This is a genomic window from Clostridium sp. JNZ X4-2 (assembly GCF_054889485.1).
Genome location: NZ_CM142685.1, coordinates 636041 through 649054, shown reverse-complemented (window position 1 = coordinate 649054; position 13014 = coordinate 636041). Strand labels below are relative to the sequence as shown.

At 31.7% G+C, this 13014-nt stretch carries 9 protein-coding genes, 2 pseudogenes and 2 CRISPR repeat arrays; of the genes and pseudogenes, 3 read left to right on the top strand and 8 right to left on the bottom strand.

Annotation, left to right across the window (positions count from 1 at the left end; genetic code table 11):
* Positions 1-10 precede the first annotated feature (10 nt).
* The 3 genes and pseudogenes from ACYUJ6_RS03115 to ACYUJ6_RS03105 form a co-directional block, all read left to right on the top strand.
* Positions 11-280 (top strand): transposase, encoded by a 270-nt coding sequence (locus ACYUJ6_RS03115; protein ID WP_461844415.1) that lies wholly within the window; start codon positions 11-13, stop codon positions 278-280.
* On the top strand, positions 241-1185 hold the full coding sequence (locus ACYUJ6_RS03110) for an IS3 family transposase (RefSeq protein ID WP_461845423.1): 945 nt from the start codon (positions 241-243) through the stop codon (positions 1183-1185). The genes ACYUJ6_RS03115 and ACYUJ6_RS03110 overlap by 40 nt, the downstream gene beginning before the upstream one ends.
* 214 nt (positions 1186-1399) lie before the next feature.
* Positions 1400-1939 (top strand): annotated as a pseudogene (locus ACYUJ6_RS03105) (IS1634 family transposase); the annotation flags it as partial.
* Between the two features lie 363 nt (positions 1940-2302).
* Here the strand turns inward: ACYUJ6_RS03105 and cas6 are convergent.
* From cas6 to cas4, 8 genes and pseudogenes are all read right to left on the bottom strand, one after another.
* Positions 2303-3040 (bottom strand): CRISPR-associated endoribonuclease Cas6, encoded by a 738-nt coding sequence (gene cas6 / locus ACYUJ6_RS03100; protein ID WP_461844414.1) that lies wholly within the window; start codon positions 3038-3040, stop codon positions 2303-2305.
* A gap of 275 nt (positions 3041-3315) precedes the next feature.
* Positions 3316-3738, bottom strand: coding sequence for a hypothetical protein (locus tag ACYUJ6_RS03095; protein WP_461844413.1), 423 nt, complete (start codon positions 3736-3738; stop codon positions 3316-3318).
* Between the two features lie 102 nt (positions 3739-3840).
* Positions 3841-4530, bottom strand: a complete 690-nt coding sequence (locus ACYUJ6_RS03090) for a hypothetical protein (protein WP_461844412.1) — start codon at positions 4528-4530, stop codon at positions 3841-3843.
* Positions 4531-4619: 89 nt separating this feature from the next.
* Positions 4620-5116: a CRISPR direct-repeat array (repeat unit 29 nt; unit sequence TTTCAATTCCTCACTAGGTATTCTAAAAC).
* A 326-nt stretch (positions 5117-5442) separates the two neighbouring features.
* Positions 5443-6330, bottom strand: coding sequence for an IS3 family transposase (locus ACYUJ6_RS03085; RefSeq protein WP_461845422.1), 888 nt, complete (start codon positions 6328-6330; stop codon positions 5443-5445).
* Between the two features lie 17 nt (positions 6331-6347).
* The gene (locus tag ACYUJ6_RS03080; RefSeq protein WP_461844357.1) at positions 6348-6617 is read right to left on the bottom strand and encodes a transposase; all 270 of its coding nucleotides are present in this window, start codon (positions 6615-6617) and stop codon (positions 6348-6350) included.
* A 743-nt stretch (positions 6618-7360) separates the two neighbouring features.
* Positions 7361-11046: a CRISPR direct-repeat array (repeat unit 30 nt; unit sequence ATTTCAATTCCTCATAGGTAATCTAAAATC).
* Between the two features lie 203 nt (positions 11047-11249).
* Positions 11250-11512, bottom strand: a pseudogene (gene cas2 / locus ACYUJ6_RS03075) (CRISPR-associated endonuclease Cas2).
* Between the two features lie 3 nt (positions 11513-11515).
* Entirely contained in the window at positions 11516-12508 is a 993-nt protein-coding gene (gene cas1b / locus ACYUJ6_RS03070; RefSeq protein WP_461844411.1) for a type I-B CRISPR-associated endonuclease Cas1b, read from the bottom strand.
* 9 nt (positions 12509-12517) lie between these two features.
* Positions 12518-13009, bottom strand: coding sequence for a CRISPR-associated protein Cas4 (gene cas4, locus ACYUJ6_RS03065; RefSeq protein WP_461844410.1), 492 nt, complete (start codon positions 13007-13009; stop codon positions 12518-12520).
* Positions 13010-13014 lie beyond the last annotated feature (5 nt).

The window sequence follows — 13014 nt, the reverse complement described above, 5'->3', positions numbered from 1 at the left end:
GTGTCTACAAGTGGGAAAAGCATTTAAAAGATATACGGATGAATATAAAAATACTATTGTTGAATTATTTAACAGAGGAAAGACATATAGTGAACTTAACAGCGAATATGGAATACCTAAAACGACAATGAGGCAGTGGGTGCTTAAAGATAAAAACAAAAAAGATGGTACAGAAGGCAAAAAAGAAAATATCAAAGAAGTTCTCAAAAAAAACGCCATACTTCAGGAAGAAAATGAAATATTAAAAAAAGCATTATCCATATTCGCAAAGGAAAAATAAAAGATATCTATAAGTTCATTGATGAAAACAAGCATTGTTACTGTAAAAAGATCAAAAAATGTTTTGGAATAAAAACCATGTGCAGGGTATTGGGCATAAGCAGAGCCGCCTATTACAGACATTTAAACAGGAAACCATCCAAGTGGGAACGTGAAGATAAAATTTTAGATAAAATGATATATAAAGAATATAAAGATTCAAAATGCAGGTATGGTGCGGTTAAAATATTAAGACAGCTTATAAAAAAAGGATTTAAACCAAGTTTGAAACGGGTCCAGAGACGGATGAAAAAATTGAATATAAAATCAGTTATAGTAAAAAAGTGGAGACCATATTGTAGTAATAAGGTCAATGCAGCTGGTAAACAAAATCTTATTAAGGAAGATTTTGCAGCAGATACAATCAATAAAAAATGGCTTACAGACATAACATACATATATACTTTAAAAGACAGGTGGTGTTACCTGGCATCTGTTTTTGACTGTTACAGTGCAAAAATAGTTGGATGGTATATTTCAAAGGACATGAATGCTGATACAGCATTAAAGGCTGTAAAGAATGCCATAGAAATTCAAAAACCTGATTTTAAGTCACTAATACTTCACAGCGATTTAGGCTCACAATATACAAGCAATGTAGTTGAAGAATACCTTAAAAGCAAGGGTATAAAACATTCTTACAGTAAAAAGGGATACCCTTATGACAATGCACCGATGGAATCATTTCATGCTTCACTTAAGAAAGAGGAACCAAGGATGAACAAATATATTGATCTCGAAGATGCAAAGATATCAATATTTGAATATATTGAAAGTTGGTACAACAGGAAAAGAATACACAGCAGGATTGGATATATTACTCCACAGGAATGTGAAGATATTGAAAGAAAGAAATCAGCTGCCTAATAAAAGAATCAATTACAGCAATTAAATTTTCAATCAGCCTTAAAGATAAATATATTCGATCTAAATATATGTCAAGGACAAGCTGTGGGCTTGCTCTGTATATCCTTGATATATATTTAGATCGAATTAAAATAGTTAAGGGCTATTTGAAAATTAAAATATATTCAGTTCAAAAATTCAAAAAATGTGTCTACTTTATTGACATAGATCCACTACTTCCTATGGTGCAGCTAAATATATAAAAAACATTAACTTCGATAAAGAAACTGGAGAAATCTTGAAACCAACACAACTTCTAAAATTAGACATGGACAAACTAGAGGAAGAAGAAGCTTTGGATGGTTACTATGTCATTGTAACTAGTGAATATAAAGAATCTGATGATAAAATCATTGATATGTACCGAGGGTTATGGAAGATTGAAGAATCTTTCCGAGTAACTAAAAGTGACTTAGAGGCAAGACCAGTTTTTGTATCCACCCAAGGGCATATAGAAGCACATTTTTTAATCTGTTTCGTTGCTCTGGTGATTGCAAGGATACTTGAGATGAAAACAGGAAACAAATATAGTATTGGAAAACTACTAGAAACTTTGTCAAAAGCTGAATGCAGCTATGTTCAGCAGAATTATTACATGTTTGATTATTTCAATGATATATTAAATGAAATTGGAGTTATTTCTAACATTGACTACTCCAAAAAGATACGAAGTTTAGGTGAGATAAAAAAAGTTTTAGCATCTACCAAAAAATGATTTATAACGCTATGATTCTCTGACAAAAAAGAATACCCGCTAACCAGCATGTTTACTGGCCTAACGGGTATTTTTTATTCGTTTTTGCTGCAAAACTTAGGTTATATGACTTAAAATCCCATAAATAAAGAGTTTTCCTAAAAATTTTCCAGGCATTTTTAGTTTTCTGGGATCAATATAAAAAAAGCAGCATAAAGCATTGAAAACTAATGGTTTTTACTGCCTTCATCTATAAATTAGATTGGGAAATAAGTCTATGATATTTTTTCAGGATAATTACATAAAGCATAAGAAAATCTAACGTATAGTAATTTACTTATGCTCTGTTCATAATCTCAGGGAATAAATTGTCCGGGGAATAGCTCATTTCTTTATCTCAATGCATCCAAATCCTTGAGAATTTTTTGAGCCTATTCCAGCATTATAAGATATATCCATGAGTTCCTTCGAACCTTCAATTAAAAATTCTCCATCCCATCCTTTTATAACGTAATCCTTATAAATGACTATTCTTTCCTTTAGCTTTTTTCTGTTAAGAGGGCTTATAGAAAAATCATCTTTTATAGGCAGCTTGTCATAATAAGCTTCATATTTATGTATTAAATTTTTTCTTATAAGTTCACTAAATTCACGTTCTAGAGGATTATAATAATAAGTTTTATTTCCTGCATAATTTTTAAAAGTACTGTACATAACTATGGGAGACTTTGTGTAAACTTCTTCTCTATCAGAAATTCTATTATTTACGGTTTCAATCGAATCCACTTTCACTATATTATTTCCAAACTTAAAATTATCCTTTTCTATAACATTTAATGCTAGATAACTTAAAAACTTATTTTCCAGAGATGAAACAATAAAATGTGCATTATCAAAAAAATCTATAGTTTTTCTTTCCCTGTTTATTTTAAATTTCCCATATATTTTAGAAAACGTAAACAGTTTATATTTTCTTTTTCCCAGCTTATATCCACAGTCATGTATAAATTTTTGATAATTTTCATCTCCGAGCCAGTTTAATATAACTGCCTGAAGTATATTGTTGTAATGTATAGGCAGGCTTAACTTCTCATTAAAGCCTATATTTATATTTAATCTCATACTTTATCAACTCCAATTGTTAAATCAAATATATAAATTTTTTACAAGAAAATGAGCACCCAAAAGTTTAAGATTCTCTTCTAGGATGAAATCAATATTTCCTGTATCCATCATATATTTATTATATCTAACTTATACATCTCCATCAATTCGAGTACAGTTCATTATACTAAAGATAATCCAATAATGGCAAGTGCTCGTTTAAATACATCTATTTAAGATTCAGCCTATAGGCAGTCGTAACATTATCCAGCAAATGTGTACTATTTATCTAATTATTGACTCCATTTTCCCAGTAATGTAACTATATTTTTTATTATATCATGTCCTTCTTCTTTATTTAGATGACTTCCTATCATGCAAAAGCTCAAGGTACATACTCCAGAATATGTAGAAACGGCCAGCTGAAATTGTGGAACTTTTCTAAAGCTCCCTGTTAACAGGCAATGTAAAATTGTATTGTCTTCAAAATAAAATTGCCGATTCATAATACCAAAATTAGTATAGGAAACTGACTGAACATGATAATGTTTCGAAATTATCCAGCAGACAAGGAAAACGGGCAGTTTGTGATAAATTGACTGCAGCTTCGGAATTGACTGTAAAAATATCTTCTTACTCTTCAAATTCATTATTTGATTATAAATTTTTTGGGCAATAGCAAAAATATCATCATTGTTTTCAACTGAAATTATCAATCCATATTCTCCTGTCAAATTAGCAATGCGCAGTGATTCAGAAGGTGAAAATTACCTCAAGTCAATTGGACATGGAAGCAATATTTCTGTCAGTTTTATTTTTTATGATAAAGTAATAATATAAGCAGCCATAATCACATCATTAATAGTTAAGCAATATTTTTTAGCTCTTTGGTTAATTTTTAAAAACTTATCTTTTGAAACCTCAATATAATCAACAAATTTTTTCAAAGTAGAAGCTTCATTTGTAAATGGCACATTCAAAATGTGATCAGGTAAATCCATCTTTGATTTATATTCTCTATTATTGCTAAGTAATGTCTTTATAATGGATTCACTTGAACGCTGGTTATTAAAATTTGATGCTAATCTCTTATGGTTATAATTATTAGCCAGTAAATAAAGAAATTGTTTAAAACCTGAACCATCTGTGAATATATGGCTCATTACCATGTAAATTATAGGCTCCGGTATATTTTTTATAAAAACCTTAAGCTGGGTATCTTTAAGAAAATCAATGGGCTGCTGGAGTAGATCATCATTTTCTCCTAATTGGATAACCACTGTATGATTCGACTCTGATGAATAAATCCATCGATTTTTCTCAGGCTGGTAATGACATAAAATTTCAGGAATTTTCACACTTGTAAGTTCGACAGCTTTCTTAAGACGATTCACATTGATTGGTGAGGGTAATTTTACTATACAGGAAATAACAGGGTACATCTCTTTAAATGCCATTGTATGTAACATATCCATTGATTCACCTTTATAATAATACCGTTTTCTCATCTAAGTTCCTTTCAAACATTTTATTTTTTCCTTATAGGTATCCTAAAAATAAAACAGGAGCAGGATGCAGTTGTTCCCTTACATCAGAATTTCAATTCCTCACTAGGTATTCTAAAACTAAACTAAAGAAACGGCCAGTAAAGGAGATATCTAAGTTTCAATTCCTCACTAGGTATTCTAAAACGGATTATGCCGATCAACACTCGGCAATGGTTTTTTAGTGTTTCAATTCTTCACTAGGTATTCTAAAACGAAAGGGTGTAACCTCTAGGCCATGCCCTTTCCACTATTTCAATTCCTCACTAGGTATCCTAAAACCATCAGAAAATATTTTTATATGCATCTTCCATGGAGGTTTCAATTCCTCACTAGGTATTCTAAAAACGCTTCCTCCATTACAGCCACAAGAAAACTCTGGTCAGGTTTCAATTCCTCACTAGGTAATCTAAAAACCTGGATAATGTACTATAGTTTCTACACCATTATTTATATTTCAATTCCTCACTAGGTAATCTAAAAACTCCGATGTGCTTTCTTATATCCATAGCTAATCTCCATTTCAATTCCTCACTAGGTATTCTAAAACAGATCCTTGTTCTTTCATCATTGACCTAGTTTCTCTAAATTTCAATTCCTCATAGGTAATCTAAAATCGAGGTAGGAACGGTCAACCTATTGTGTTAATCTCATATTTCAATTCTGGATCTATGTCAATAAAGTAGACACATTTTTTGAACTTTTGAACTGAATATATTTTAATTTTCAAATAGCCCTTAACTATTTTAATTCGATCTAAATATATATCAAGGATATACAGAGCAAGCCCACAGCTTGTCCTTGACATATATTTAGATCGAATATATTTATCCTTAAGGCTGATTGAAAATTTAATTGCTGTAATTGATTCTTTTATCAGGCAGCTGATTTCTTTCTTTCAATATCTTCACATTCCTGTGGAGTAATATATCCAATCCTGCTGTGTATTCTTTTCCTGTTGTACCAGCCTTCAATATATTCAAATATTGATATCTTTGCATCTTCGAAATCAATATATTTGTTCATCCTTGGTTCCTCTTTCTTAAGTGAAGCATGAAATGATTCCATCGGTGCATTGTCATAAGGATATCCCTTTTTACTGTAAGAATGTTTTATACCTTTGCTTTTAAGGTATTCTTCAACTGTACTGCTTGTATATTGTGAGCCTAAATCGCTATGAAGTATTAGTGATTTAAAATCAGGTTTTTGAATTTCTATGGCATTCTTTATAGCTCTTAATGCTGTATCAGCATTCATGTCCTTTGAAATATGCCATCCAACTATTTTTGCACTACAGCAGTCAAAAACAGATGCCAGGTAGCACCACCTGTCTTTTAAAGTATATATGTATGTTATGTCTGTAAGCCATTTTTTATTGATTGTATCTGCTGAAAAATCTTCCTCAATAAGATTTTCTTTACCAGCAGCATTGACCTTATTACTACAGTATGGCCTCCACTTTTTTACTATAATTGATTTTATACTCAATTTTTTCATCCGTCTCTGAACCCGTTTCAAACTTGGTTTAAATCCCTTTTTCATAAGCTGTCTTAATATTTTAACAGCACCATACCTGCATTTTGAATCCTTGTATTCTTTATATATCATTTTATCTAAAATTTTATCTTCACGTTCCCACTTGGATGGTTTCCTGTTTAAATGTCTGTAATAGGCGGCTCTGCTTATACCCAACACCCTACACATGGTTTTTATTCCAAAATATTTTTTGATCTTTTTACAGTAACAATGCTTGTTTTCATCAATGAACTTATAGATATCTTTTATTTTTCCTTTGCGAATATGGATAAAGCTTTTTTTAATATTTCATTTTCTTCCTGGAGTATGGCATTTTTTTTGAGAACTTCCTTGATATTTTCTTCTTTGGCTTCTGTACCATTTTTTTTGTTTTTATCCTTAAGCACCCACTGCCTCATTGTCGTTTTAGGTATTCCATATTCGCTGTTAAGTTCACTATACGTCTTTCCTCTATTAAATAATTCAACAATAGTATTTTTATATTCATCCGTATATCTTTTAAATGCTTTTCCCACTTGTAGACACTTTCCCTTCTTAATTTTATTATAGATCTTTAGTAAATCTATTTCTTTGTGTCTACACTTTTATACTAACATCACTCCTCACTAGGTATTCTAAAACGTGAGATCCATAGTTCCGATACTTCCAAGGTTATGAGATTTCAATTCCTCACTAGGTATTCTAAAACCAACTATCCAATAAACAAATTGCTATTCGGTTGGATTATTTCAATTCCTCACTAGGTATTCTAAAACTAAGGTCTTAAATGAATACAGTACAGATGATGCCGATTTCAATTCCTCACTAGGTATTCTAAAACTTACTATCTTTGCCCCCTAATGCGTCTAAAAATGAAAATTTCAATTCCTCACTAGGTATTCTAAAACTGTCTAAAGCTTTTTTAGGAACGGCTTTCAATTCATTATTTCAATTCCTCACTAGGTATTCTAAAACCAAAGCTTCTTCTATTGCAAAGGCTCTTGACAAATCATTTCAATTCCTCACTAGGTATTCTAAAACTGTACTGCATCAGCTTGTACTATCCCTATGTTCTATAATTTCAATTCCTCACTAGGTATTCTAAAACTGCTAATGGAAATGAAGGAAACTTCCAGAGTGTAGGAATTTCAATTCCTCACTAGGTATTCTAAAACAATCGTTCGCATGTTTACCATCTACCATATCTGCATTATTTCAATTCCTCACTAGGTATTCTAAAACCATACTGGCTGTCACTGCAGCATGATGGCCAGTACATGTTTCAATTCCTCATAGGTAATCTAAAATCTTGCTTTATTAATTGCTTTTTCTGCAATCTCCATGGTTTCAATTCCTCATAGGTAATCTAAAACTATACCATGGTGGCAGATACTTCATTAGGTCAGGTATAGTTTCAATTCCTCATAGGTAATCTAAAATCGATATTTTAGTACATTATAGTGTGGAAGGTAGTCGAGATTTCAATTCCTCATAGGTAATCTAAAATCAATGATGTCATTAAATTGTGGCTCTATGGCTCTGAAATTTCAATTCCTCATAGGTAATCTAAAATCCTATCTCCATCCCGTAGCATCCCTATATTTGCATCTAATTTCAATTCCTCATAGGTAATCTAAAATCAGTGCTATATTGACCACTAGCAAAATCGGTAACTAAATTTCAATTCCTCATAGGTAATCTAAAATCTGATTGTACCTGTTTTGCCGTATCCACGGGTTTCGTAATTTCAATTCCTCATAGGTAATCTAAAATCCATCTGGCCCGGTAAATGCCTCAACAACTTTTTGCGATTTCAATTCCTCATAGGTAATCTAAAATCTACAGCACACGGTGGAGATCATATATGGGTTAGAAAATTTCAATTCCTCATAGGTAATCTAAAATCCATACATTTTTATCCCCCTTATTTTTATATCAAGAAATTTCAATTCCTCATAGGTAATCTAAAATCGCAAAACATGGATTTTGGGATGATGTTGAAATTTCAGATTTCAATTCCTCATAGGTAATCTAAAATCTGCCGTCTAACACTATGTCACCTTCATAAATCTCTACAATTTCAATTCCTCATAGGTAATCTAAAATCCAACTTTCTCCCCCATATGTATATTACAATTATATTGATTTCAATTTCTCATAGGTAATCTAAAATCCTGTAATTGAAGGTGGATATTTAAATCCCATGACCAAGATTTCAATTCCTCATAGGTAATCTAAAATCTTTACTCCTAAAAAGACAGTTGCCTATGAGAATTATGTATTTCAATTCCTCATAGGTAATCTAAAATCCAAGGGCCAAGGCGGTTCTAAAGTATTATTTTAAAATTTCAATTCCTCATAGGTAATCTAAAATCCAATGTCCAATCATAGAGGCCTTTTCCTGTACCAGCATTTCAATTCCTCATAGGTAATCTAAAATCCCGTGTGAAGTTGAAGAGATAGGAGGAAGATTATGAGATTTCAATTCCTCATAGGTAATCTAAAATCGAACACAGGTATAGTGAGTTGATTATTAGGAATTATATTTCAATTCCTCATAGGTAATCTAAAATCTAACCACTCTTATTACTGCTTTGTATTGGCAGATTAATTTCAATTCCTCATAGGTAATCTAAAATCAATATGGATGGATATGCCGTATATATTTTCACGTGAATTTCAATTCCTCATAGGTAATCTAAAATCTAAAATCAGTACTTTTAGATGTTGGAGGATTCAAAAATTTCAATTCCTCATAGGTAATCTAAAATCTTTAAAAGTTTGTAATAAAAAAGCAGCTATAACCGATTTCAATTCCTCATAGGTAATCTAAAATCGGCTCATTAGCTATATCATCAATCCCAATATCATCTAATTTCAATTCCTCATAGGTAATCTAAAATCGGTGGTGTAGCTGGTGGTATAGGAAATATTTTAGGTTATTTCAATTCCTCATAGGTAATCTAAAATCACTTGATCGCCACTACTCCCAACGGTACTAAAATCAATTTCAATTCCTCATAGGTAATCTAAAATCTTTCAAGAACCAGGTAGGTTTTAACGACCTCGTTGGATTTCAATTCCTCATAGGTAATCTAAAATCTATGTGATAGAGAAGATAAAGACTGCAACAAATGTTATTTCAATTCCTCATAGGTAATCTAAAATCCATCAGCTTTCTTATTGCTATCATCTGAATCTAAAATTTCAATTCCTCATAGGTAATCTAAAATCTTGAAGTGAAATGGCTGCCCTGTACTCTCTCTTCGATTTCAATTCCTCATAGGTAATCTAAAATCTCTGTTCCGTTTTTAGATACCATAATCGTTAGATTGATTTCAATTCCTCATAGGTAATCTAAAATCTTAATTGTGTCTAGCCTTGGCCCATATTCTTCATTTTTATTTCAATTCCTCATAGGTAATCTAAAATCATATATAAGAATTTTTCAAAAGAAAGATGAATTTAGATTTCAATTCCTCATAGGTAATCTAAAATCTCCACCAAGTGTAGAAGTGGTTGCAGTAGGTAAAGTAATTTCAATTCCTCATAGGTAATCTAAAATCCTACACTAGAACAATGCAAATTGGCGGTACAGAAAAAATTTCAATTCCTCATAGGTAATCTAAAATCTTTTTTATCTTTGTCAAGCATACTTAAAGCTTCTAGATTTCAATTCCTCATAGGTAATCTAAAATCGGAAGAACTTGGGTTATTACTGCCTACGGTATAATCAATTTCAATTCCTCATAGGTAATCTAAAATCTCAGATTCTCTATGGGAAAACCTACAGTAGCAAGTAAATTTCAATTCCTCATAGGTAATCTAAAATCTAGAAATTAAAATTAAACCGTCTGACAAATCAATTGATTTCAATTCCTCATAGGTAATCTAAAATCCGCGGAAAATGCTTGAAGATACAGATTACTTATTTAAATTTCAATTCCTCATAGGTAATCTAAAATCTTCATGTTTATTATATTCCAAACTATCCTTTGCTTATTTCAATTCCTCATAGGTAATCTAAAATCGCAAAACAAAGAAGATGGTTTAGAACTAAAAGAGATAGATTTCAATTCCTCATAGGTAATCTAAAATCTTGGAAGACTAATTGTTTTAGAAAATGCAGGAGTTGAATTTCAATTCCTCATAGGTAATCTAAAATCCTGGCTGCGCAGGTGCGGAGGCTGCTACATTATTCGATTTCAATTCCTCATAGGTAATCTAAAATCTTCAGGGGCCTTTGACACAATTACAGGCCATGTTTGAATTTCAATTCCTCATAGGTAATCTAAAATCTTATAAGGGTCCTAAAAATGAAAGTTCTGAAAGGGATTTCAATTCCTCATAGGTAATCTAAAATCCTATGAAGTGGATCATTGAACATGAAGATATTTTGAAATTTCAATTCCTCATAGGTAATCTAAAATCTCATGTGCAAGCACAATTATTCTCTCATATTCGTTTAAATTTCAATTCCTCATAGGTAATCTAAAATCCTCATGAGAGCGATGAGAATTTACAAACATGTTATAATTTCAATTCCTCATAGGTAATCTAAAATCCTATTTCCGCTAAATGCAGAACTTCCTGTAATATCAAATTTCAATTCCTCATAGGTAATCTAAAATCACATTTCATCTATCTTATTATTTATTAGTTCTTCAGATTTCAATTCCTCATAGGTAATCTAAAATCTGATTTGGAGAATAATATTGCTGATGGATTACCAGATTTCAATTCCTCATAGGTAATCTAAAATCGAAACTAAAGAAACCAGTGTTTTATAAAGATCCCCTATTTCAATTCCTCATAGGTAATCTAAAATCGAAAAACTGGATTATAAACCCACACAGGATATAAGAAAATTTCAATTCCTCATAGGTAATCTAAAATCAGATACCGCCTGTGCCCCGTTAGACACTGTCTGGCCTGATTTCAATTCCTCATAGGTAATCTAAAATCCCATCAAATAAAGCATACATCAGCTTATTCAAAATTGCAATATCCAAGAAAATTTCTACAATAGTTTCAAAAATCAATCTTAACCCGCAAATTAACTGGAAACATAAAAATTGTCGACCCACGGTAATTTTTACTCTATTCAGGGTCGACGACATAAAACTTAAGATAATCCTAAAATGTTTTTGAAAATTAAGCAGGCCATTTTATAAAAATATATCCTGTTGATTTTTGGACACTCCAAGAACCTCTCTATTGGAATATTTAGTGCTTTTAAAAGTATATATTATCACCGAATCCTCACTGCTTACCATGATGTCAGAAAGCTGGCACTTTAATTTTTTAAATTAGCCATGCTTATATCTCCTTCAAAAACTGAATTTTGAACCCAGGTTAAATACTTTCTGCATGTTTTAAGAGCACGGCCTACGCGCTTTTCTCCAAAATCATAGACAAGTATTACAAACACCAATTACCACCTCGCAACAAAACCACTATATGGCTCATCTTCAGTTATATATTTTTGAAGCTTATACAATTCAAGCCTTATTATACGTTTATAGCTGACAGTAGTTCCTATTTTAGGGTGTTTTATTGTTGTTAAAAGTTTATTGTTATACTCCTCTATAAACTTTTTTCTTCCTTTATCATTCAACATTATACCATTAAAATCGGATTCAAAATCTTTTTCCGTCAGCTCATTCCTGTTGAGAATGGTGAAGATAGTTCTGTCCACTATTATGGGTTTGAATATTTCAGCTATATCAAGATTAAGTGAAAAACGCCTCATATTTGTGGAGTGAAGGTATCCTATCCTTGGATCCAGCTGGGTTTGGTATATTTCTCCTAAAACAGTAGTGTACATCATGGAGTTTCCAAAGCTGATAAGTGCATTTATCTTGTCCCTTGGAGGACGCTTGCTTCTAACTTTAAAAGCAAATTCCGAATTCTTTATTATCTTTGAAAAACATCCATAATATTCCTGCCTAATATTGCCCTCAACTGCCATGAGTTCTTCTATGGTCTGACAATTTTCCATAAATTTTTTCTTTTCTGCTATATCTTTAAGTTCTGATTCTACATCCACGCCCCTGCTGTTATAATATTTTAAAATTACAATTATATTTTCTACTGCAGTTTCTATTATCATCTTGGCTATTTTAAGCCTTTTTTCATAATCAAGATAATTTTCTGCCTGTTTTAATATTACGTATCCGGAGTTTAAATGCTCTCTTGGGTAGAAAGTTCCAGTATAATATCCATAATAATTAAAAAAATGTATACATATTTCTTTTTGGGATACAAAATCAAGAAACTTCTTATTTAAATTAATTTCACCAAATACCCAAATATTATTTAGTTCCTCCACGGGCAAATATTTTTTCTTTCCACCTGTTTCAAAAAACACGGTATTGTCTTTTCTCTTTAAATCCCCATCATTAAAAATGTAAATATCCTTTTTCATCTCTGCCTCCTATGAATAACAATATTCTCTATAAGCACAATTCCTGCAAAACCGTATCTTCTCAGCAGAAGGAGGACGTTTAAGTTCACATATTCTTTCTATATCCAGACACATTTTTTGAAGACATTCCCGGGATTCATCAGTCAGCTTTACTTCTGTCCTCTTTTTCTCCTCCGGATACAGCAAAACCCCCTTTGCTTCTATTCCGGCTTCTTTTAACTGATTTAGATAATACATAAGCTGCCATTTTGAGGCCTCAGCATATTTAGAAGTTTTCTTTGTCTCCCCAATTGTTATCTGATTTTTGGTTCTGAAAAGCACGTCGAATTTAACGTTCCCAAAGCTTATTTCCTTGCTGTTTCTCTTATATGTACGTTCATGTATAAAACGGCCTATGTCTATATTTTCATCCTGCTGATCAGGCACTATGACTCTGGACATAAGCCATACCTCCCGCTTGCACACATTGTAGTACCAAAGCATGGTTCCATTGGCTTCCATAATAT

Bases quoted from the DNA above. Each gene is read 5' to 3' on its own strand.
- cas6 (WP_461844414.1), bottom strand. From the start codon at position 3,040: ATGAGATTAAATATAAATATAGGCTTTAATGAGAAGTTAAGCCTGCCT.
- ACYUJ6_RS03090 (WP_461844412.1), bottom strand. From the start codon at position 4,530: ATGAGAAAACGGTATTATTATAAAGGTGAATCAATGGATATGTTACAT.
- cas1b (WP_461844411.1), bottom strand. From the start codon at position 12,508: ATGAAAAAGGATATTTACATTTTTAATGATGGGGATTTAAAGAGAAAA.
- cas4 (WP_461844410.1), bottom strand. From the start codon at position 13,009: ATGGAAGCCAATGGAACCATGCTTTGGTACTACAATGTGTGCAAGCGG.